Origin of the sequence: Enterococcus sp. AZ141 (assembly GCF_051714385.1) — a bacterium.
Classification (GTDB): Bacteria; Bacillota; Bacilli; order Lactobacillales; family Enterococcaceae; genus Enterococcus_D; species Enterococcus_D entomosocium.
The window spans coordinates 1,424,664-1,447,803 of sequence record NZ_JBIORT010000001.1 but is presented as its reverse complement, the minus strand read 5'-3'; the positions used below and the strand labels follow the sequence as shown (position 1 = coordinate 1,447,803).

Here is a 23,140-nt window from a genome sequence, read left to right as displayed (position 1 = left end):
GTGTCGGTTGCGAGATTATTCGGCAGCAGATGAACTAGCGGTACTGACCGGTTCATCCGCCTCCCCGCCATCCTCTGCCGGCGGTGTTTGGGTACTGCCTTGCAGATTGCCGCGGCTGATACCGATGGTGATCCACGTTTCTAGGGGAATGAACTCGCCGTAGCGGCTCATTTCAACGACGGTTCCTTTTGGTTCCGCCGAATCGACATAGTAGATTTCGTAATAGACATTGGCGCCTTTTGATTTGTATTCATCAAAGAATAGTTTTGGCAAGTCGCCTTCCGTTGCTTGGAAACGGATGTCTTTCAAATACGGTCTACCTAATGAGTAGACGACTTTGACAGTTGGCAAAGTATCGCTTTCGCTGTACTCTTTGCCCGCTTCCTCCGACTGACTCAAGAAACTACCATACGCCACTTGATCGGAATAGACCGTGCTGACTTGCAGCGGGATTTTTGATTCTAGTCCTTGGGCTTCTTCGATCGTGTATTGTGAAAAATCTGGAACGGTCAAAGCTTGGCCTTTTGAGACCTTCACCACAAATTCTTCTTTTTTCGCAAGTTTGCTGCCTTTGACTGGTTCTTGTGAAACGACCAGATCCAGGGCGACACTGTCAGAAAAGACGGTTTCTTCTTTGTATTTCAAGTCATTCTTTTTCGCCCATTCAGAAGCTTCACTTTTGGCTTTGCCTGTAAAATCAGGTACTTCAATATTTTTTTCAAAGACTTCTTTGCCCTTTGAATAGTAGACACTCAAACGGTCTTTGCGTTTGTATTCGGCTAAATCAAGCTCTTTGTTGGCCGCCTCTTGTTTGATAAAAGCTTCTGCTGCTACATTGTCGTCAAATTGTTCGATCAAAGAGAGGTTTTCGGCTTTATTGCTAGCGATCCAATCTTTTGCTTCGGTCACTTGCATCGCTGAAAAATCCGGTAGCTCTAAGCGTTCTTCAGGATCAGGCCCGAGACTCGCCGTCAGTGTCAGTGTGGCACCCTTCTTGATTTTTTTCTCAGGGTCGACACTTTGGTCGATTACTTGGTTGACGTCTTTGTCAAAGTCATATTCTTGCTCCACTTTGATAGCGACGCCTTCTTCCATGCCCCACGTCCGCGCTTCTGACAGATCTTGGGCAGTGAAATCCGGCACCTTCACATGGGTCATCTGATAATAGACGATCCCGATCACGGCAACCGCCAAGGCGGTCAGTAAAGCAATCAGCAAGATTTTTTTCTGCTGACGCTTTTTGTAGGTCGGATCAAATTCCGTTTCTTCTTTACCAAAACGGCTGACTGGTTCCTTTGATGCTACCTTCTCAGTCGCAGAACTCGCCGCTTTTGCTTCAGTCGTCTGTGTTTGTTGACGGGCTGCCGAGCGACTCATCGGCTCACTAGCTGTCGGCTCTTCTGATTGGTGAACCGTCGTTGGCTCCGCTGGTTTGCTCGCTTGCTCCGCGCCTCTTGCATTTTGATCTCCGACAGGTTCGCTAGTTTTTTTCTCGCTATTGCCAGCGGATTTCTTTTTGCCATCATAGTTGTCCGGGCTAAAATTTGATAAAAAATCACTCATGTTTACTCAACACACCTTTACGTAAATACAAGACTTCATCCGCTTGTTGAGCGATCTCGTTAGCGTGGGTCACGACGATCACACATTTGTTGTGGACGTGTGCCAGCTCCTTAAAGATATCGATGATCTCTTGTTCCATTTCTTCATCCAAATTCCCGGTTGGTTCGTCCGCTAAAATGATATCGACATTGGTGGCTAACGCCCGGGCGATCGCTACCCGCTGTTGTTCTCCACCAGATAATTGATTGACGAGCCGATCGGCTTTTTCTTTGGTGATGCCTATATAATCCAGTAAATTGTATGCCACTTCTCGCTGATTGTCTGGCAGCTGATTTTTTGTGATCGCCATCGGCACTAAGACATTTTCAACTGCACTTAAATAGGGAATCAGATTATAGCTTTGGAAAATGATACTGATGTCGTCGCGGCGATAATTTTCATGCCCAATTTTTTCGATATCGGTGCCTTCATAAAGTACTTGACCGCTTTTCGGACTATCCAACGCACTGATCAAGGATAAAAACGTCGTTTTTCCCGAACCAGATTGCCCTAAGATGGCATAGAAAGTCCCTTTTTCAAAAGAAACAGAGGTCTCTTTCAGTATATAGCGGCGCTGATCGCCGTCTTGGTAATAGTAATCGACTGCTTTGGTTTCTAATAAAGTCATCGTTGGTTCCTCCTACATCATGATTTTCTTTGGATTCAAGCGTAAAATATACAACAGCGGTAAAATAGCTGAGAACAAGACGGTTCCTAAACCTAACAGCAGATACGTAATGATGTAGCCTGCTGAGAAGGACACTTGATAGGCATTCTTGATATCCATGTAATCAATATCAGCTGCCATCAAACCGCCAGAATAAACACCGCCCATATCATTTTGATTGCTCATCCAATCGTTTTGCATCAAGGTATTTGAAACGGCACCACCTAATAAGTTCCCGGTCACTAAGGACAATAGCAGTGCGGCTAAACTAACCAGCAAGACTTCAATCACGATCTGTCCAATGACTTTCCCACGGCTTTCCCCTAAGGAGAGATAGATGCCCAATTCTTGTTTCCGATCTCGTAAGAAAAGCAAGACCACTAAGGAAATAATAAAGATGGTTGCGATCGACGCAATGATCACGATGTAATTTGCGATCACCCCTAACCGAGTAAAGCCACCGGCGATCTGCTCGTATTGATCCGTATTAGCAATGATACGATAATATTGGGGCAATAACGCACCGGCTTCTTGTTTAAAGGCTTCGACGTCATCCGTTGAATTTAGGACAAAGATCGGTTGATAATAGGCGTCTGACTCTTCTTCGATCACTTCTTGACCCCAAAGTTTTTCAGACTGCAATTTGTTAAAATCTTGCACTAAATTATTGCTAGCATAAAAGGTATTGATTTGTTCCATCACTTGCCATACCTGATCACTATTTTGTGAATCACTTTGATCTGATGAACTACTTTGATTGCTTTGATCCTTTTTAATTACAGAAAAGATCCCTGCAATGGTCACGGGATAATCAAAGGTCGCGACACGATTGCCACTCTCAGCCGTTTCGTCCGTCGCATCCTCACTATCATCACTTACTCCCTCGCTTGAACCACCTTCCATCATGACTTCTGCCCGTGTATCCCATACCAATTGATCACCGACACTCAGGTTATTCAATTCTGCGATCTCTTTACTGATCAATACCGCGTTCGTCAATTCACTGACATCTTTTTCTGTCAATCCCTCGCCTTCCTCCAAGCGAATCAAGCCTTCTTGCATGTCTAATGGCTCAACCAAATTTCCGCCCTTCAAAGAGAAGTAGTTGCCACCCATGCCGACCGATCCATCCTCCGGCGTATAGGCTTTCAATTTTGTTGTTTCTAACCAAGCTTGATTTTGGTAATCAAAATATTTCACATAGCTTAATTGACCGATTTGCTCATAAAGATCCAGCGCTGGTGGTTTCGGATAAAAATCTTCTTGTGACTGCTCTTCCTCCGAAGCATCCGCATGGTCTTTTTCAAAACCTTCCCAATCCATTTCCACCGTAGCTACGTTCCCCATTTTGCGTTTCGTCTCTCGCTCCACGTTGGCAGTGGATTGTTGAATTGCTACAGCACCAGCGATCACATTGCCTAAAATAAATAGAACTAAAAATAAAATAAATGATTTCCCTTTTCTTCTGGTGATACTCTTTAATGCACGCTGCCAAAAGTTCATTGTTATTTCCTCCAGTGACATTATTTTTTAACAATTATTCCATACTTCTCCCTCAAGAACAATCGCAATAAAGGATCGTTTTTCGAATTTAAAATATTAAAAAACGGGTGAAAAAGATATTTCCATTTAATAACCCTTATAAAAGAACAAGAAAAAGATGTTAAATAACAAATAAAAGAATGGAATTTTTGCTAACAGTTTTGTAAGATTTCCCGATTTCAACTTAGATTTCACTTGGATTCCATCAAAAATGCTTAGCGCTTTCGAGAGTATAAAAAAAACGAAGGAATTCTCCCACTCTTTTCCAGCGAGAAAATCCTTCGTTTTGTATTCCCTATTTTTCTTTCGTATCGATCACGATCGTCACCGGGCCATCATTGACCAAGGCGACTTGCATATCTGCGCCAAATTTTCCAGTAGCAACAGTGATGCCTTCGGCTTGTAAACCTTCATTAAAGGCTTCGTAAAGCGGGATCGCAATACTTGGCGGTGCCGCTTGAATGAAACTAGGGCGATTGCCTTTCTTGGTCTCCCCATAAAGGGTGAACTGTGAAATACTCAAGACGGCGCCGTTTATGCTTTCCAGTGACCGATTCATTTTGCCCTCTTCGTCTTCATAAACCCGCAGATTTTTGATTTTTCTTACGAGATAAGCCACATCGTCGCCTGTATCCTCATGGGTGATCCCCAACAAAACCATGAACCCTTGTTGGATCGCACCGACGATATTGTCCTCAATCGACACGCTTGCTTGACTGACTCGCTGGATCACTGCCCGCATTCTTTCTCACCCCTTCGTACGTCTGACGCTGTAAACATCTGGAATCTGCTTGATTTTATCAACGATCGATTTCAAATGAGTCAAATTCTGAATCGCCACCGTGATACGGATCGTTGCCATTTTGTCTTTATTGGTTTTGGCTTCGACACTTACCAAACGCTTGGTGACAGTGTTGACTGTCTGTAAGACATCGTTGAGCAACCCAGAACGATCATAGCCGTAGATCTCAAGATCGGCATCGTATTCTTTGTTGATGTCGGTGGCATCTTCCCACTCAACGTCAATCAAACGGTTCGCGGCGTCTTTGTTTTGAACATTGGGACAATCGCTGCGGTGGATCGAGATTCCCCGCCCTTTAGTAATATAGCCGACGATCGAATCCCCAGGAACCGGATTGCAGCAGCGGGAGATGCGGATCAACAAGTTATCGACCCCTTCAATGACAATGCCGCCTTCGTGACGAACCTTCATTTTTTCTGGTTCTTTTTTCGCCGGTTGATTGATCATCTCTTGGACTTGCTGCTTTTGCTTCTCGATTTGTTTCTCGCGCCGTTCTTCTTCGGTCAAACGGTTGGCTAAGGTCGTGGGACTGACTTCCCCATAGCCGACAGAGGCAAACAGGTCATCTTCTGTTTGATAATTGAATCGTTCGCAAGCTTCCGCCATTTTGCTTTTCGTCAAGAATTCTTTTGGCACAAAGCCCATATCTTGTAAGGTACGAACCACTGCCTCATGTCCTTTGATGATATTCTCATCACGATCTTGGGCTTTAAAAAATCGTTTGATTTTGTTCTTCGCTTTGCTGGTAGCCACTAGTTTGACCCAGTCGCGGCTTGGCCCAAAGGAATTCGGTGATGTCAGAATCTCAATAATGTCGCCATTTTTCAGCTTATAGTCTAATTGGACCATTTTGCCGTTGACCTTGGCACCAGTAGTTTTGTTGCCGATGTCGGTATGGATGCTATAGGCAAAATCCAGTGGACTGGAGCCTTGAGGCAACTCCGTCACATCACCTTTTGGCGTAAATACATAGACTTTGTCGCTGAAAATGTCCCCTTTGACACCTTCCATAAATTCAGAAGCATCATAGCTTTCATCTTGCAGTTCCAAGATTTCACGGAACCAGCCAACTTGTTGGGTCATCTTGTCGGCTCGGACTTTTTCGGTCTTGCCTTCTTTATAGGCCCAGTGCGCAGCAACCCCAAATTCAGCGATCTCATGCATTTCATGGGTCCGAATTTGGATCTCGACAGGATTGCCTTTGGGACCAATGACCGTCGTATGCAGCGATTGGTACATGTTGGCTTTTGGCATAGCGATATAGTCCTTGAACCGCCCAGGCATTGGTTTCCATTTTGTATGGATCGTTCCCAAAACCGCGTAACAATCTTTGATGGAGTCAACGATCACTCGGATCGCCAACAAATCATAAATTTCATTGAACTGTTTCTTTTGGTCTTTCATTTTGCGATAGATCGAGTAAATATGCTTTGGTCGACCATAGATCTCAGCATAGATATCTAGTTCCTCCGTAGCGATCCGAATCTCTTCCACGGTTTCGGAAACGTAGGATTCCCGTTCTTCTCGTTTGGTCTGCATCAAATGCACGATTCGGTAATATTGCTGTGGATTCAAGTAACGCAAAGAAATATCTTCTAGTTCCCATTTGATTCGGCTGATCCCTAAACGATGAGCCAATGGGGCATAGATTTCCATCGTTTCTTGGGCGATGCGGCGTTGTTTGTCTTCCCGCAGATGTTTCAACGTACGCATATTATGTAAACGGTCAGCCAGTTTGACCATGATGACCCGTAAATCTTGCGCCATGGCGATCAACATTTTCCGATGATTTTCTGCTAATTGTTCTTCATGAGATTTGTACTTGATCTTACCCAGCTTGGTCACGCCATCCACTAGCATCGCTACATCGGCACCGAATTCTTCTTTCAGATCGGCTAACGTCACATCGGTATCTTCGACGACATCATGCAAAAAACCAGTTGCAACGGTATGAGGGTCCATCTGCAATTCTGCCAAGATCCCCGCAACTTGGATTGGATGAATAATGTAAGGCTCGCCGGATTTACGGAATTGTTCTTTGTGGGCTTCTGTCGCGTAGTCTAATGCTTTTTGGACAAAGGCAACGTGTTCTTCACTCATATAATGAGCGACCAATTTGATGACATTGGGCCCGGTCAATATAACTTCTTTTGCCATTCATTCCGCCTCCTGCTCTTCTTTTTTGTGCTATCAAAAAGGCAGACAGAAGTCGCTGTTAACGTTTCGTCACGCACCCAAAGCCTTGCGGACAAACGTTCTAAGCATGGGACTCCTGTCTAACCTGCAGTTCTTATTTAGTAGTATTATTATACAAATTTTTCAGCTATTTTTCAATCGCTGTTGTTCAAAGCACATCGGGTGCCGGCTTGTCCTTAAGCAATTCTTCAAAAACATGATACGAGAGCCCGATTTTCTCGGCGCCGGCAGCCTGTAGTGATTGCATAGCTTGTTCATCTATTGTGTCAGGATTGATCTGGATCGACAGTTGACTGCCACCATCTAAGGAAAACAAGCTCACGTCGTGCAATGCTTCTGCTAGTGGTTGTTTTTGTCCTAACACGATCTTTGGCCATGCTTCTTCTTTCAAGCGTTGTGCCACTTGGATCTTCGTCAATTCATTCATGATCTCGGTTTGCACAGCTAAGCGGATCTCCCCTCCTGTCAAGGTCAAGGAGCGAATCGTTTCAGTCAATTCCGCAAAGCCACGATCATTTTCCATGAAGGAAGAAGCCGGTAGCCAGACTTCCAAAAAATCGGCACCTTCCATAAACGCCCGACCGATTTCAAACGCTACCTTTGCCAGTGTTCCTTGGGCAAGGGGGTAATCGATCACTGCGCCGATTTGTAAGGAAGAGCCTTGTGCCAAGATTTTCGCCCGCCGAATGGCACTAGGCAAAACGACGACTTCCTTTAAAGCCGTTTTATATTGATTGATAAAATCCTTCAAGACCCAGTCGGTCAGATCGGCCGTCAACAAACGGACACTGATTGCTTCTTGGTTCTTATTCATCAACTCACATCCTCTTTAATTCCGTTAGCACACTGACAGCACTTAAAAAATAAAACGGTGCTGTTTCTGTTCGTAAAATCCGAGGGCCTAACCCGCATAATTTAGCGTTGTTTTCCTGGGCTCCTTCGATTTCGGAGGGGGTCAGACCGCCTTCTGGGCCAAAGATCGCTAAAACTTTGCTACCAACGGGCAATTCGGTGATCACTTGCAGCAGCATCGCTGCTTCTCCTTGCTTGGCTGATTCTTCATAAGCCACTAGGACCGCATCGTACTGACTGAGGCTTTGCCAAAATGCTTTGGCGTTATCCAGCAGTGTGATGGCTGGTGCGATCTGCCGTTGGGATTGCTCCGCCGCTTCTTGGGCGATTTTTTGCAGCCGCTGCTGCTTTTTCTGTAACTTCTTTTGATCCCATTTCACGACCGAAGTTTGCGCAGGAAAACCGATAAAGGCTGCCGCCCCAAGTTCCGTGCCTTTTTGAACGATCAAGTCCAGCTTGTCGCCTTTCGGGTAGCCGCTAGCGATCGTGACCTGCAGCGGCAATTCCTTGTCCTGCTGTTCTTTTTCGACTTCCTCTAAGTAAACCGTTTCTTCATCGGCCTCTTTGATCTTGGCGATGATCGCCAAATGATCCTCAAAAACTAAACCGACTTTCGTGCCGGGAGTCATGCGCATCACTCGGATCATATGGTGGAAGGGTTCTCCCGAAACGGCAAACACCGCTTTTGCTTCATAAGGCTCCTGTAAAAAATATCGCTGCATCTTACTCTACCTCTGGTTTTTTAAAGGCGATCGCATACCAGTCTTTTTGATTGAACAATTGATCGATCTCAAAGCCTTGTGCGATCATGGCATCGATCACTAATTGTTTTTTCGTCTCAATGATCCCAGAAACGATCAAGGTGCCCTCTTGCTTCAATAAACGCCATGCATCAGGGATCATCAATAAAATGATATCCGCTAAAATATTGGCAACGATAAGATCAGCAGGGACCGTCACCCCTTGCAAAAGGTCATTGGCTTGCACGGTCACATCGTGAGCAATGGGGTTCATCGCCATATTTTCTTGGGCGGACCTCACAGCGACTTCATCTAGATCATAAGCAAACACGTCTTTGGCACCTAAATATTTGCTGGCGATACTTAACACCCCTGAGCCCGTCCCGACATCTAAGACGGTTTCACCGCCCCGCAAGTAGACTTCTAGGGCTTGTAATGTCAAGCGTGTCGTAGGATGCGTGCCGGTCCCAAAGGCCATTCCCGGATCAAGGGTGATGATCTTTTCATCTTCTTGCAGCGGTTGATAGTTTTCCCAGCTCGGCACGATCGTCAGATAGCGGGAGATACGGACTGGATGGTAATATTTTTTCCAGGCCGTTGCCCATGCTTCTTCCACGACCTCGCTCGTTGTGATGGTGTTTTTGCCGATTGCCAAACCATACTCCGGCAGACGGTCGATGGCTGCTTTGATCGTCGGCAGCACTTCTGGCAAAAAAATCGTCTCTGGGAAATAGGCACTGACTTGCGCACCTTCTTCTAAGGTCGTATAGGTTTCTTTATCCAAAATTTCGCCATACGCATCGCTTTTAAAATTTTCGACATCTAAAACGTCCTCGATCGCTACCCCACTTGCTCCGTGTTCCATTAAAATATTGGCGACTGCTTCCACTGCTTCGCTAGCTGTCGCTACGGTTACTTCATTCCATTTCATGTTCGTTCTCCTTAGTAACTAGGGTACGGGATCATGGTTTCCCCAGCCCCGGCTTGATAGTTCGTCATTTTCTCCACAAATGCTTCTTCGTTGAATCGCAATTCAAAGATCGCTTCTTCACTGTCATCGTTCAAGAAATCAAGCAGATCGCTTTGGCCTTCTTCTAAAATTTCTTGAATGTAATCAACCAATCCGTCTAACAACGCTTTTTGGATCCCTTTTTTTCCTGCATAAGGAATCGTCGCTAAATAATCTTCTTCATCAAACGTTGATTTTTGTGGATCATACAACAAAATCCCATCTTCAAATTCAATGATCGCTTCCTCTGATGCCACACCTTGCGCATCGTCGATTTGGACTTGTTGAGGATTTTCGGCAAACAAGCGCAACACCAATTCGATGGTATGATTTTTGGCATCCCAATCGATCGCCACATCATAATCGGAGATTTTTTTCGTTAATCGCTGATCTAAGTAAGTCAATATCGTTTCTTTCGCCATCACTATTCCTTCTTTCTAGCCAGCCATGATCTTGCTGAACAGCGGCTTTTCGTATATTTGTTAAATAAGGATTACCAGCTACCGCAAATCGAAGCGGCATCTGAGTCCACTCCCCTTTGTTCGGGATACCAATTCGAGGCAATGCCAAAATTTCTTTTGGGGTACGTCGGCGCTCAGGAACCAAATGCAGCGGACTCGTAAAAATCGATTCGCCGTAAAGCTCAGCTGGAATCTGTAGTGCCTGTACTAGTTTCCCGGGGCCATTGGCTACATCCGGTCCCGTTTTTTGTCGCTGTTGTTCCATCAAGTCAATCCCATCCACCGGTTCTAGCCCGCGAATCATGATTCCTTGTGGGATGCCTTTTGGTTGCGTAATAAAGTTGACAATTCGATGCGTATGCATCGTATATAAATAAATCGTGCCGGGTTCCTGATACATCGCCCGAACCCTTGGTGTGTTTCGCATGCCCACACTATGAGCCGCCAGATCATCGGGACCTAGATACGCTTCACAATCCACGATATACCCACCTAATGTTCCTTCTGGGGTCTCATGTTCCAAATACATTCCTAATAAGGCACGTGCGATGGTCGTTGTCGGCTGTGTCGCAAATAGTGCCATTAATTCATCCATTCTCATCACCCTCTTTATTCTACACAATTCTCGGTCAACTTACTATCTTTGACTACAGAGTTGCGGTGATCTCAACGATTTCTTTTCAACGAACCTGTTTTTTGCTGACTGAGTGGAAAATACGCGCCCTTTTGTTTTCGTAAGGACGCAAATCAGCTTGTTTATGAGAATGTACGTTCTTATGTTATACTTACAGGAAAAGGAGAGGATCGTTTTATGCAGCAGCCACTTGCTTATCGAATGCGGCCACGGAACTTAGATGAAGTCGTCGGACAGCAGCATTTGGTTGGCCCGGGGAAAATCATTCGCCGAATGGTCGAAGCCAAAATGCTTTCTTCGATGATTCTATACGGACCGCCGGGAACCGGAAAAACCAGCATTGCCAGTGCGATCGCCGGCTCGACACGCTATGCGTTTCGCATGCTGAACGCCGCCACAGATACAAAAAAAGACCTGCAAATCGTGGCAGAGGAAGCCAAAATGAGCGGTACTGTCATTTTATTGCTTGATGAAGTCCATCGACTAGACAAGACAAAACAAGACTTTTTACTGCCCCATTTAGAAAGCGGCAAGATTATTATGATCGGTGCCACGACGGAAAATCCCTACATTACGATCAATCCAGCGATTCGCAGTCGGACACAGATTTTTGAAGTCAAACCGCTCCAAGAAGAAGATATTTTGACCGCCATTGATCAAGCTTTAGCAGATGAAACTCGCGGACTTGGATCAGAAACCATCGTATTGACCGATGATGCCCGCTTGCATCTTTCGCGAGCGACCAACGGTGATTTACGAAGCGCCCTCAATGGCTTAGAACTCGCTGCCCGTTCCACACCAAAAGGACCAGACGGCATTATTCATTTGACCTTAGCGATCATCGAAGAGTGCGTACAGCGCAAAGCATTGACCCATGATAAAGATGGGGATGCGCACTATGATGTGATCTCTGCTTTTCAAAAATCGATTCGCGGCAGCGATGTGGATGGTGCGCTGCATTACTTAGGTCGTTTAGTAGAGGCAGGCGATTTGGCGATCATTTGTCGGCGCTTGATGGTCATCGGTTATGAAGACATCGGTTTAGCTAACCCAGCAGCCGCTGCTCGAACCGTCAATGCTGTGTTAGCCGCTGAACGTTTGGGCTTGCCGGAAGCGCGGATCCCTTTGGCCGATACGGTGGTCGATCTATGTTTGTCACCAAAATCCAACTCGGCCTACATGGCAGTGGATGCAGCGATCGCAGATATTCGTAGCGGTAAAGCTGGCGATGTCCCAGATCATTTACGAGACAGTCATTACAAAGGCGCCGAAAGCTTGAATCGAGGAGTTGGCTATCAATACCCACATAATTTTGATGATGCATGGGTCGATCAGCAATATTTACCTGATAAGCTAAAAGGTACCCACTATTATCAACCGAAAGCCACCGGTAAATACGAGCAAGCGTTGGGCCAACGGTACCAACAATTGCAGCAACGAAAGAAAAAAAACTAGGTGCTTAGAAAAAATAGTGACTTTTTGGTATCGTTTTCAAACAACTTTATTGCACCTTCGTCATTCCTATGCTACTATAAGGGTGGGAATTCTGTGATGTACGAGTTGTCCCTTTTGTGTGTTGACCGAACATTTTTATTGATATCTTGGGATCCGTCTTGTGTCAATGCTGGTAACATGCCTTTTCCTTTGGTAGTTCGAAGCTTAGACCGTGGAACCCACCTGCTAGAATTTGCGGGATCAATACTATGGGAAAAAGAACGGCATCAACGGATATTACCCATTCTTTTTAGAATGTGCCATCTGTTTTTAACAGATGGCTTTTTTGCGTTTTCTAGCCGTTAGAAACCGTGCAACGTCCTCCATCTGATATCAAAGTAAGGGTGGCTTTTGCTATTCTTTCTAGGGTTCGCTATACTAAACCTATCAACTTAGAATAGGATGGCGTATGTTTATGATTCTTCTATTATTTACGATCGTGGCACTCGTATTATTCGGCACCAGTTATTTGCTTTATGCCAAACAAGCGATTTTTTTCACTTTGATCCCTACTACTGAGGCGAATAAAGTCTTCTTAAAAACCTATAGCCTCATTCATTTCCTTTTAGGCGTAGTGGCATTGGTTGTGGGCTTTGTCGATAGAGAGCTGATTGCCTTGTTTTATTTGGCGTTGTTGCTGCTCTCTTCCGCTTCATTCAGCATCTTGCTGGCACAAAAAATGAAAAAAAAGGAAGATTAGGTTTTCTTTTTCCAGAAAAAAGCATTACAATAAAAGTAGAAGATAACAGATGGGAGTGTTTCTTATGTTACAACAATATCAACGAATCATGGTAGCCGTCGATGGGTCTAGCGAGTCAGAATTAGCCTTCAAAAAAGCCGTGAATGTGGCACAGCGGAATGATTCTGAATTAGTTTTAGCACATGTGATCGACACTCGGGCCTTTCAAACCGTTTCTTCTTTTGACGGCATGCTTGCTGAGCAAGCAACCGAAATGGCCAAACAAACTTTGAAAGACTATGAGGATTATGCCCGCAAACACCAAGTAACTGCAGTCAAAACAGTGATTGAATACGGCTCGCCAAAACCAATCATTGCCAAACAATTGCCCGAAGATCACAACATCGATTTGATTATGATCGGTGCCACTGGTTTAAATGCCGTGGAACGAATCTTTATCGGTTCCGTGTCTGAGTATGTCATTCGCCATGCTGGCTGTGATGTGTTAGTTGTGCGGACAGATCTAGAAAACAAAATCCCAGAAAAAGACCACACCAAAGCTTGATAGCTAGACGACCTGCCGACGAACGGCAGGTTTTTTTGTGCAAAAAAAACCGTGACAAAAGCAAAAGAGTCAACGAGCACTTAGGTCTCATTGGTCTTTTTGCCTTTGGTCACAGCTCTTTGACAAGTCGGTTATCCAAACTTGTACAGCAAAAAATGAAAGCAAAGTAATAGGTACTCCTATCTAACCATGTTTCCTTTTGATTGTAAATAGTTTTTCTGAATTTTCTGAATAAATAGTTAATTTATCCATCCTTAAATAAAAAAAAGCAAAGCGTCGCTTCCCTTAGGAAAAACGACGCCAAAATCTATGGTCATAGTGGGCTATCCAAAGGACGCTGGTCAAGAGGATCACAAAGAAAACCGGACCATTCAATAACCAAAAATCAATCGAAGTCGCAGCAAAGCCATAAAGGATGATAACAATGACGGAAAGAAATAGCGTTGCGACTGTTCCAATGGCTAACCCAAGACTCCCCGCCCCTCTCGTAAACAATTGACTGATATTGGTCCAATCCAAAAGCAGCAATCGATAATCACGAGCAAAATATTTCAAGCACAAAAGAAAACTGCTCCAAAGTGCTCCTACTAGGAAAGAGATAGCCAAAATCAGCGGCATTTTGAATAAAAGCACTGCTGCCAGCACGATGACTGCCGTTAAGCTCAGCTGCAAAACGACGCCAAAGCGGAATTTTTCCCGCAAGTAGCGCTTCATCGATAACGGCAAGGAGCGGACAAACAAGAAATTCTCCTGATCCAATGAAATCAAATTACTGATAAAAGAAGTCGGGTTGACCATCAGTGCCGCCAAGGCGATCCCCGCCACGAAAACAACACCGATAAATCGCTCATCCAATTCACTTAACTGAACCGCCCCAGTAAACACAAAGGACACTAAAAAAATGATGGGCATCAGTAACGAGGAAGAAAAGACTTGCATGATCAAATTCGGATCACGGATCAACTGCGAATTGTAATTAAACAACAGCTGGCCCAAACCTTGATTGGGTTTATGCTTCCGACGAACACTCCCTTGGTTAGGCGCCGCGGCTGCCACTTGCTCATAAAACTTCGGCAAGATCAACCGATAGAGGGCAAAAAGCAACACGCCTGCTGTGGCGATGATCCCTAGCAAGCTAAGCAAACCAGTTGTTTGAAACGGCGCCACCATCACATAATAAAAGGGCAATAAAAAGCTGATCGCTCCTCGGTCTACCACGTCTGCCTCGTAGGTATTCACCTGATTCATCATTAAGACCCCGATCACAACAACCAGCATCGTCACGCCTAGCAATAAACTAGTGACCAATTTTTTATGCTTCAAGAAAAACTTGGTGCGCGTCAGGCTGAAGACGATCAAGCTGCAAATGCTGAAGATCAGGACTAAAAACAAGCCGAATAGCAAGAACGCCCATAAGACCGTCAGCAAGAAAAAGACGTTTGCCCGAATCCCTGTCAGGAGAAATAAGACCAACAAAGGAAAAATAAACGGCGCAACGGTAAGAAATACCACCACGATCTTTGCCAGAAAAATTTCACTCTGTCGAAAGGGCAGCGGCAAATACGCTGGCAGATCTTGACTTTCGAAGAAGACATTGTAAATGGACGAAATCCCTTGGGAAAAGCCTAAGATTCCGAACAAAGCGACATAATAGGTAAAAAAGCCCGGCATCTGACTAAAATCCAATGTGATCATCGTCAAACCATAGACTAGCAGAAACACCACTCCAGAAAGCGCATATTGAAACAACAAATAACTGGTCAAGGTCGAACCAGCCTTGCCTTTTTTGCGGGCTTTGTCTGTTAGTTGGGGATTGGCATACCGCAAATTAACGGAGGTCAGCGTCAGAAATTGTTGTTTTCGCATCTACGCTTCCTCCGCTTCTGCAAGAATCGCTTCTTCTTGACTTCTCCCAGTCATTTGCAGATAGATTGTTTCCAAAGAAAGCGACGGATGCTGTGCCAGCAAATCTGCCACTGAGCCATTGTACAGCAGCTCACCTTTTTTCAAAATCGCTAATTGATCACACAACTGCTGGGCGGTGTCTAAGACGTGGGTAGAAAAAATCACGGTCTTGCCCTTGGCAGCATGCTGTTTCATCATTTCTTTTAAATCATACGCTGCTTGGGGATCTAAGCCTTGCAATGGTTCGTCCAAGATCCAAATGTCCGGATCGGGGATCAATGCCCCAATCAGCAGCGTTTTTTGCCGCATTCCATGGGAAAAGCTAGCGATGGTCTCTTCTTCATGAGACAGCATATCAAACAAGCGCCCTAATTTTTGCAAACGCTCGGCCTTTTCCGCTGCTGGTACTTCATACGCTGCTGCAATCAAGTCCCAATATTCCCCAGCCGTCAGCTGTAAAAACAAATCTGGCGTGTCCGGCACATAGGCAATTTGTTTTTTTATCGCTTCCCGATGTTCCACGAGGGATTGACCGTCAAAAAAGATTTCCCCACTCGTCGGTTGTAAAATACTAACTAAGCTTTTGATCGTTGTCGACTTCCCTGCCCCGTTGTGTCCCAGAAAGCCAAAGATCTCCCCTTGACGAATCGTCAGGGAAAGATCAGACAATGCTTTTTTGGGTCCATACTGTTTCGTCAGATTCTTGATCTCAATCATTTTCCTGCCTCCTTATTCCATACCTATTGTTATCTTACGCTGAAACGTAGTAAAAGAAAAATGTTTATTGCCATTTTTATCAAATCAATTGACAGGAGCTGCAAAAACAAAGATAATAAGAGCACTTTAGGGGAGTAGCACATGGATCGTTCCATGATCTTAGATCAACAGCAAGCGGGAATCCGCTGGTTTAAGATGTTTCTTGCAAGACCTAAGTGGCAAGGGGCCGCTTAGGTCTTTTTGCAGTTTAAAATGGAGGGAAAACAGTCAATGAGTTCAAGTAAAATGAAAAAAGTGACCGCCGGCGGACTTTTAGTCGCCATGGGGGTGGTCTACGGTGATATCGGTACGAGCCCACTTTACGTAATGAAAGCCCTGGTGGAGGATAATGGCGGACTACGCACCTTAACGCCCGACTTTATCTTAGGCAGCGTCTCGCTCGTCTTTTGGACGCTGACCTTGTTAACGACGATCAAGTACGTCTTGATCGCATTAAACGCGGATAACCATGGAGAAGGCGGGATTTTTTCCCTTTATACCTTAGTTCGTAAAAACAGCCGCTACTTGATTATTCCAGCGATCATCGGGGGCGCAGCCCTGCTAGCAGATGGGGTATTGACGCCTGCCGTGACCGTAACCACTGCCATCGAAGGATTACGGGGAATTCCAGCCTTTTTTGATCGCTTCGGCAATGACCAATCGATCATCGTCGGCATCACCTTAGCAATCTTATTGGTCCTCTTTGCCCTGCAGCGCTTTGGGACTGAGTTTGTCGGCAAAGCCTTCGGACCGATCATGCTAGGCTGGTTCACCTTCTTGGGCATCGTCGGTGTGATGAACTTTGCCGGTGACCTTTCGGTGATTCGGGCCCTTGATCCCCGGTATGCGATCAATCTGCTCTTTAGTCCCGATAACAGCGCTGGTCTCTTTATTCTCGGCAATATCTTTTTGGCGACTACTGGTGCGGAAGCCCTCTACTCGGACTTAGGTCATGTGGGTAAGAAAAACATTTATGCTAGCTGGCCCTATATCAAAATCTGCTTGATGCTGAATTACTTTGGTCAAGCGGCTTGGCTGCTGCAAGTCTATCAAAACCCGACTTATCAAGAAATCGAAAACTTGAATCCATTTTTCCAAGCGTTGCCGCAAGGGTGGACAGTCTTTGGTGTCAGCTTCGCCACACTCGCTGCCATCATTGCTTCGCAAGCTCTGCTGTCTGGCTCCTTTACCTTGGTTTCTGAAGCCATCAAGTTGAAACTATTGCCGCGGATGCAAATCATCTATCCGGGGGCGTCTATCGGGCAAATGTATATTCCTGCCTTGAACACCTTGCTGTGGATCGCCTGTTCCGGCGTGGTCTTATTCTTCCAGACCTCTACTCGGATGGAAGCCGCTTATGGATTGGCCATTACGGTAACGATGTTGATGACCACTATTTTGCTGTATTTCTACTTGCACCAAAACAAGAAGACCCGTTTCTTGGCACCGTTCATCACGCTCTTTTTTGCAGCGATCGAAGGCATTTTCTTTATCTCTAGTGCGACGAAATTTTTCCATGGCGGTTACGTTGCCATCTTATTAGCCAGCGTGATCATCGGTGTGATGCTGATTTGGGAATGGGGCAATCGTATTCAAGAAAATGCTGCCGAAGAAGTTGCACTTTCTACCTACATCCCTCAATTGAAACAGTTGCGGGAAGATGATTCTTTGCCATTATCTCAGACGAACGTCGTCTTCATGGTTCCTAAACTGCAAGACGATCAGATCGGTCAGCAGTTCATCTATTCCATTTTAGACAAACGGCCGAAGCGTGCCAAAGTGTATTGGTTCGTCAATGTGGAAGTCACCGATGAACCTTATACGAAAAAATATGAAGTTTCGATGGCAGATACCGATTTTATCGTTAAACTAAAGCTTTATCTCGGCTTTCGGGTGCCGCAAGAAGTCAATCTCTACATTCGCCAAATCATTCAAGAATTGATGAAAGATGGTCGCTTGCCGCTGCAGCCGCAACGCTATTCCTTAACGCCTGGACGCAATGTGGGTGATTTCCAATTCGTGATGATCGAAGAAGAGCTGTCGAATGCAACTGCATTAAGCAAATGGCAGAAGCAAGTCATGCAGACGAAGCTTTTTATCAAACGCCATACTATTTCACCTGAACGCTGGTTCGGCTTAGAATACAGCGATGTGGTTCATGAGACCGTTCCTTTGGTCATCGGTCAGATGAAAGAAAGCTCTCTGACAGAATTACGCATCGAGGAACGCTAAGAAACCGCCAGTCCTGGTTGAACTTTCTGATACTTTCAGGTACACTGAAAAGACAAAGACACAAAGGAGGGAAAACGACCATGATGCGCATGACTAAAATAACAAGTAATGAAAATTACCAACGATACCATATCGCATTTAGCCATGCAATTGGTTTTACAGTTGCTGTTGACGGGACGAGTCTGTCCAAAACAGTTAAATTTACGTAAAATCAATGGCCATCTCAAGGTATTTTTCTCAAGAGAATCTGAGTTTAAATAACACTGGCCATGGATATCCATGGCCTTTTTGAGTGGTCTCAAGGAGAGAGATCATGATCATACAAGCAATTGCTATAAAAAAAAATATCGGCGGGAATCCGTTATTTGAGGAGTTATCCTGCCAAATCGAAGCTGGGGAAAAAATTGCCCTAGTCGGCATCAACGGAACGGGCAAATCAACCTTTTTACAAATCTTGACTGGCAGTGAAGGTGTCGATAGCGGCGTTATCAGCCGCCAAAAAGGCTTGAGGATCGGGACGGTCGAGCAAGAGCTGACAGTTTCTGAAGCAACCGTTACCCACTACCTGCTCCATTCTGCAGCTAACATTCAAGAACTCAAACAGCAAATGAGCCATTACGAAGCCTTGATGGCAGAACCCGATACTGATTTAGAGAAGTGTCTGATCCGTTATGGCGAGCTGCAGCAGCGCTTTGAAGAGCTGGGCGGTTATGGATTAGAAGACCGAATTTCCGCGATCTTACAAGGGTTAGGAATTCCCCATCGGCAGGACGCACGGTTAACAGACCTTAGCGGGGGTGAACGGGTCAAAGTCGCTTTAGCCAAAGTGTTAGTCACCGATGCTGACTTGCTGTTACTGGATGAACCAACCAATCACTTGGATCTTTCAAGTATCCGCTGGTTGGAAAATTATTTACAGAATACGAAAAAAGCGGTTCTAGTCGTTTCTCACGATCGACACTTTCTCGATCAAGTCACCACCAAGACCTGGGAACTGGAAGAAGGCGCCCTGATTGAGTATCCTGGGAACTATAGCCGATTTCGTGTCTTGAAAGAAGCTCGCTTGGCGGAGCTGACCAAAAATTACGAACTGCAGCAAAAAGAAGTCCAGCGACTGAAAGTCATGATTCGTCGATTTCGTCAGTGGGGCCATGAAGGAGACAATGAATCCTTCTTCAAAAAAGCCAAAGAATTGGAACGCCGCCTAGCGAAACTTACACTGGTCAAACCGCCAGCGCCCCCGAAAAATCGGCTGCAAGGCTTGGCAAATGGCGGAAAATCAGGTAAAGAGGTGTTCATCGTTCGCGACTTGCACCAGCAATATGCCGATCAGCTCCTATTCAAAGACAGCAGTTTTGCAATCTACCGTGGGGAGCATCTAGCCATCATCGGCGACAATGGTACCGGAAAATCAACCTTACTCACATTACTTCTCGGTGAGGAGCTTCCTAGCGGCGGCACTATCAAGCGCGGCAGCAGCTTACAAATCGGCTATTTGCCCTAACAGCTACAGTTTGCCGATCCTGAGAGCCGCTTGTTGGCCTACGTACAGACGTTGACAGGAAACGAAGAGGCTGCTCGTCGGCAATTGGCCAAAAGTGGGTTTTATCAAAGTGATGTGGCCAAACGAATCAAAGATTTATCTGGTGGTGAAAAAATCCGTTTGGCGTTACTGAAACTCTTTTTAGAAAAAATCAACGTCCTGATTTTGGATGAACCAACCAATCACCTCGACAGCTATGCCCGAGAAGAAATTGAAGAAATGCTGCAAGATTATCAAGGGACCCTGCTGGCAGTCAGCCATGACCGCTACTTTTTGCAGCAGCACTTCCAAGAAGCCCTGGTCATTGCACAGCAGCAGATCACACGCCAGCCACTAAGCCCATTGATTGACTAAGACATTGATTCGCAACAAAAAAACTTGATTTTCCTACAGTAAGCATGGGTTGTTCAATCCATGCATAGGCGGAAAATCAAGTTTTTATTTTTTGATCAATGAATGTTGCCGATCAAGTTGCGGATCGGTTTTCTAGCTAAATACAAGATGATGCCGACAACAACGGCTACTCCGCCGACGATGCCATAGTACATCCCTTCTGTTTGTGGTGTATAGAACCGAGCGATTTGCGCATTGATGGCTTGTGAAGAAGCGTCTGCTAACAACCAAATCGCCAAGGTTTGTGCTTCGAAAGCTTTCGGCGCTAGTTTGGTCGTCACCGACAAGCCCACAGGTGAAAGACACATTTCCCCCGCAATCATAATGAAGAAGCTCAATACCAACCATAATGGGCTGACCCGTTCTTCTACTCCAAACAAGAGGCTTGGCAGCATTAGCAATAGAAAGGACAAACCGGCTAAGACCAAACCAATGGCAAACTTCACTTCTGTCCGGGGTTGACGAGAACCTAGTTTGGTCCACAACCAGACAAAGACAGGTGTCAGTAAGACGACAAAAAGTGGATTTAAGGTTTGATACAAACTTGCTGGAATATTGATGCCGAATAACGTTGATTGCGTACGGTCAGCGGCAAACAATGCCAAGATCGATGAGCCTTGTTCTTCTAAGGACCAAAAGACGATCGCTGACAAGAACAGCGGAATGTAGGCCAACACTTTTTTCTTTTCATCTGGTGTGACATCTTTCGAACGCAGCATTTTGGTAAAGTAGTAGATCGGCAAGAAAATACCTAGAACACTGATGAAGTTGATGAAGAAATCAACCGTCAGATGGCCCGTTGCAGCAGCTGCGCCAAACAACACTGCCAATGCGAGAAGAACCAGAACGACTGCTCGGAAGAAGGTTTTCTTTTCGGCTGCCGATAAGGGATTCGTTGGCGCGATCGCTACACTTTTCAACGTGGTTTTTCCTTGCACATAATACTGCACCAAACCGATAAACATCCCGATAGCAGCAATCGAAAAGCCTAAGTGGTAGTTGACCTCTTGTCCTAAGATCCCGACGATGATCGGTGCTAACAAGCCACCGATATTGATCCCCATGTAGAAAATTGAGAAACCAGCATCCCGACGGATATCGTCTTTGCTGTATAAATGCCCCACCATACCCGACACGTTGGATTTCAAGAGTCCGGTTCCGATGACGATCAGCATCATGGACACAAACAACGCTGGAATCCCTAAAGGTGTTGCCAAGACGATGTGTCCTAACATGATCAAGATCCCACCATAAAAGACGGATTTATTTGATCCTAAAAGACGGTCCGAGATCCAACCGCCAACAATACTTGACATATACACTAAGGAACCGTAAATCGACATGATCGCCACAGCCGTTCCTTTTGGCAACCCTAAGCCGCCGTTGGCAACTGCATCGTACATGAAGTACACCAAAATCGCCCGCATACCATAATAACTGAATCGTTCCCACATTTCCGTGAAGAATAACGTCGACAGCCCTCGCGGCTGACCTAAGAATGTTTTTTCTTTTTCCATATGTAATGGCCCCTTATAAAAATTAATGAAAATAAAATAGCGGAATTTTTCTGAAAATTCACAAATGCCAGTTTATTCCCATTTGGCAACTTTTACAAGGGTATTTCCCTGAGAACATCTTGTAAAAAAGGAAGGAAATTTAAATTCAAATGAAAGCAAAATGAGAAGCCATCCACCTAGGTGCAGTATGAGCCAATTTTCATATGTATAATTATTAAATTTTCTGTTTAAAAAATTAGAAAATGGTCTTCACCAATTTTTCTCTCTAGTCCCGTTTTGCGGACTTTCCTACAAAAAAACACATGCAAGCATTTCTCTTGCATGTGTTTCAGCTTCTATTCTAAGAAATGTTTTCGCTTAGCCGCGTAAACGTTCCACATCACGAGCGATCATTAATTCTTCATCTGTTGGGATCAAAAGTACTTTGACTTTTGACTCTTCAGTTGAGATCACTAATTCTTCGCCGCGTTTTGCATTTTGATCGGCATCTAATTCGCAACCAAACCAAGTCATGCCTTTGATAACTTCGCTGCGGACGTGGGCATCATTTTCACCGATACCAGCAGTAAAGACGATCGCATCGACACCGTTCATGGTCGTTACATAGCCACCGATGTATTTACGGATGCGGTCAGTAAAGACGTCATAAGCAACTTTGACTTCTTCTTTGTCGTAGTTTGCTTCTAGATCGCGCATGTCGCTGGAAATACCAGTTAAGCCTAATAAACCAGATTTTTTGTTTAAAACATCCACCATTTCATCGATGTTCAAATCTAATTTTTCCATTAAGTAAGGCAAAACAGCAGGATCGATGTCACCAGAACGTGTTCCCATCGTTACACCAGCTAATGGCGTGAAGCCCATTGATGTATCTACTGATTTTCCGCCGTCAACTGCAGTGATCGACGCACCGTTCCCTAGATGGCAAGTGATGATTTTTAATTCTTCGATTGGTTTGCCTAACATTTCTGCCGCACGCTCAGAAACATAACGGTGGCTTGTACCGTGGAAGCCGTATTTACGTACTTTAAACTCGTTATAGTACTCTAATGGCAAGCTGTATAGGTAATTGTGTTTTGGCATCGTTGCATGGAAAGAAGTATCAAAAACAGCGACACTGATGATTTCAGGCAAGATTTTTTTGAAAGCAGTGATCCCCATCAAGTTTGCTGGGTTGTGTAATGGCGCAAATTCAGCCAACGCTTGGATGCGTTCCATCACTTCGTCTGTGATCACAACTGAATCAGGGAAATCTTCTCCGCCGTGAACGACGCGGTGACCGACGCCAGTGATTTCATCATAAGCACCTAAAATGTTTAATTCGATCAGTTGATCCAATAACATTTTTACAGCTACTTCGTGATCGTTGATATCGATGATTTGTTCGAATTTTTGATCTTCCCCATATTTGATGGTAAAGATAGAATCTTTCAAACCGATTCGTTCAACGATTCCTTTAGCGACAACGGTTTCCTCTGGCATTTGATATAATTGCCATTTTAAACTTGAACTTCCAGCATTGATTGCGATTGTTTTTGACATGATGATCTC

General features: G+C 45.0%; 19 protein-coding genes, 1 other RNA gene and 1 pseudogene. 7 read left to right on the top strand and 14 right to left on the bottom strand.

The window, feature by feature from the left end; genetic code table 11:
* Nucleotides 1-15 precede the first annotated feature (15 nt).
* The 10 genes from IGI89_RS06805 to IGI89_RS06760 all read right to left on the bottom strand — a co-directional run bounded on the left by IGI89_RS06805 (nt 16) and on the right by IGI89_RS06760 (nt 10,466).
* On the bottom strand, nt 16-1,563 hold the full coding sequence (locus IGI89_RS06805; protein ID WP_008382063.1) for a PASTA domain-containing protein: 1,548 nt from the start codon (nt 1,561-1,563) through the stop codon (nt 16-18).
* On the bottom strand, nt 1,556-2,230 hold the full coding sequence (locus tag IGI89_RS06800; RefSeq protein ID WP_005227776.1) for an ABC transporter ATP-binding protein: 675 nt from the start codon (nt 2,228-2,230) through the stop codon (nt 1,556-1,558). The genes IGI89_RS06805 and IGI89_RS06800 overlap by 8 nt, the downstream gene beginning before the upstream one ends.
* A gap of 12 nt (nt 2,231-2,242) precedes the next feature.
* A complete protein-coding gene (locus IGI89_RS06795; RefSeq protein ID WP_140966116.1) occupies nt 2,243-3,793 on the bottom strand; it encodes an ABC transporter permease in 1,551 nt (516 codons plus the stop codon).
* A gap of 313 nt (nt 3,794-4,106) precedes the next feature.
* Nucleotides 4,107-4,553 carry a D-aminoacyl-tRNA deacylase gene (dtd, locus tag IGI89_RS06790; RefSeq protein WP_438735466.1) on the bottom strand — a complete coding sequence of 149 codons (447 nt, stop codon included), beginning with the start codon at nt 4,551-4,553 and terminating at the stop codon, nt 4,107-4,109.
* A 6-nt stretch (nt 4,554-4,559) separates the two neighbouring features.
* Nucleotides 4,560-6,770 (bottom strand): RelA/SpoT family protein, encoded by a 2,211-nt coding sequence (locus IGI89_RS06785; protein ID WP_010749038.1) that lies wholly within the window; start codon nt 6,768-6,770, stop codon nt 4,560-4,562.
* A 187-nt stretch (nt 6,771-6,957) separates the two neighbouring features.
* Nucleotides 6,958-7,623 carry a hypothetical protein gene (locus tag IGI89_RS06780; RefSeq protein WP_005233460.1) on the bottom strand — a complete coding sequence of 222 codons (666 nt, stop codon included), beginning with the start codon at nt 7,621-7,623 and terminating at the stop codon, nt 6,958-6,960.
* Nucleotides 7,624-7,627: 4 nt separating this feature from the next.
* Nucleotides 7,628-8,383, bottom strand: a complete 756-nt coding sequence (locus IGI89_RS06775) for a 16S rRNA (uracil(1498)-N(3))-methyltransferase (protein ID WP_016612975.1) — start codon at nt 8,381-8,383, stop codon at nt 7,628-7,630.
* A 1-nt stretch (nt 8,384) separates the two neighbouring features.
* Nucleotides 8,385-9,332: a 50S ribosomal protein L11 methyltransferase gene (gene prmA / locus IGI89_RS06770; protein WP_005233456.1), complete on the bottom strand. Its 948-nt coding sequence runs from the start codon at nt 9,330-9,332 to the stop codon at nt 8,385-8,387.
* 11 nt (nt 9,333-9,343) lie between these two features.
* Nucleotides 9,344-9,832 (bottom strand): DUF3013 family protein, encoded by a 489-nt coding sequence (locus IGI89_RS06765; RefSeq protein ID WP_034872159.1) that lies wholly within the window; start codon nt 9,830-9,832, stop codon nt 9,344-9,346.
* A complete protein-coding gene (locus IGI89_RS06760) occupies nt 9,768-10,466 on the bottom strand; it encodes a DNA-3-methyladenine glycosylase (RefSeq protein ID WP_005233451.1) in 699 nt (232 codons plus the stop codon). The genes IGI89_RS06765 and IGI89_RS06760 overlap by 65 nt, the downstream gene beginning before the upstream one ends.
* Nucleotides 10,467-10,682: 216 nt before the next feature.
* Here IGI89_RS06760 and IGI89_RS06755 point away from each other — a divergent pair, with 216 nt between their 5' ends.
* From IGI89_RS06755 to IGI89_RS06740, 4 genes are all read left to right on the top strand, one after another.
* Nucleotides 10,683-11,960 (top strand): replication-associated recombination protein A, encoded by a 1,278-nt coding sequence (locus tag IGI89_RS06755; RefSeq protein WP_061053360.1) that lies wholly within the window; start codon nt 10,683-10,685, stop codon nt 11,958-11,960.
* An 85-nt stretch (nt 11,961-12,045) separates the two neighbouring features.
* Nucleotides 12,046-12,240, top strand: a non-coding RNA gene (ssrS, locus tag IGI89_RS06750) — 6S RNA.
* A 168-nt stretch (nt 12,241-12,408) separates the two neighbouring features.
* Nucleotides 12,409-12,699 (top strand): hypothetical protein, encoded by a 291-nt coding sequence (locus tag IGI89_RS06745; protein ID WP_005233435.1) that lies wholly within the window; start codon nt 12,409-12,411, stop codon nt 12,697-12,699.
* Nucleotides 12,700-12,763: 64 nt separating this feature from the next.
* Nucleotides 12,764-13,243 carry a universal stress protein gene (locus tag IGI89_RS06740; protein ID WP_008382048.1) on the top strand — a complete coding sequence of 160 codons (480 nt, stop codon included), beginning with the start codon at nt 12,764-12,766 and terminating at the stop codon, nt 13,241-13,243.
* A 285-nt stretch (nt 13,244-13,528) separates the two neighbouring features.
* On the opposite strand, the gene IGI89_RS06735 is transcribed toward IGI89_RS06740, so the two are convergent.
* Nucleotides 13,529-15,109, bottom strand: a complete 1,581-nt coding sequence (locus tag IGI89_RS06735; RefSeq protein WP_438735464.1) for an ABC transporter — start codon at nt 15,107-15,109, stop codon at nt 13,529-13,531.
* Complete coding sequence (locus IGI89_RS06730; protein ID WP_008382046.1) at nt 15,110-15,865, bottom strand: ABC transporter ATP-binding protein; 756 nt, start codon at nt 15,863-15,865, stop codon at nt 15,110-15,112.
* 270 nt (nt 15,866-16,135) lie between these two features.
* Here IGI89_RS06730 and IGI89_RS06725 point away from each other — a divergent pair, with 270 nt between their 5' ends.
* The 3 genes and pseudogenes from IGI89_RS06725 (at nt 16,136) to abc-f (ending at nt 20,033) form a co-directional block, all read left to right on the top strand.
* Nucleotides 16,136-18,136, top strand: a complete 2,001-nt coding sequence (locus IGI89_RS06725) for a KUP/HAK/KT family potassium transporter (protein ID WP_008382045.1) — start codon at nt 16,136-16,138, stop codon at nt 18,134-18,136.
* A gap of 80 nt (nt 18,137-18,216) precedes the next feature.
* Entirely contained in the window at nt 18,217-18,345 is a 129-nt protein-coding gene (locus IGI89_RS06720; RefSeq protein ID WP_005233423.1) for a hypothetical protein, read from the top strand.
* Between the two features lie 104 nt (nt 18,346-18,449).
* Nucleotides 18,450-20,033 (top strand): annotated as a pseudogene (gene abc-f / locus IGI89_RS06715) (ribosomal protection-like ABC-F family protein).
* Between the two features lie 95 nt (nt 20,034-20,128).
* On the opposite strand, the gene IGI89_RS06710 reads toward abc-f, so the two are convergent.
* Together IGI89_RS06710 and IGI89_RS06705 are read right to left on the bottom strand one after the other, a co-directional pair.
* Nucleotides 20,129-21,589: a peptide MFS transporter gene (locus tag IGI89_RS06710; RefSeq protein WP_005227746.1), complete on the bottom strand. Its 1,461-nt coding sequence runs from the start codon at nt 21,587-21,589 to the stop codon at nt 20,129-20,131.
* 357 nt (nt 21,590-21,946) lie between these two features.
* Nucleotides 21,947-23,131, bottom strand: coding sequence for an acetate/propionate family kinase (locus IGI89_RS06705; RefSeq protein WP_005233419.1), 1,185 nt, complete (start codon nt 23,129-23,131; stop codon nt 21,947-21,949).
* Between the last annotated feature and the right edge of the window lie 9 nt (nt 23,132-23,140).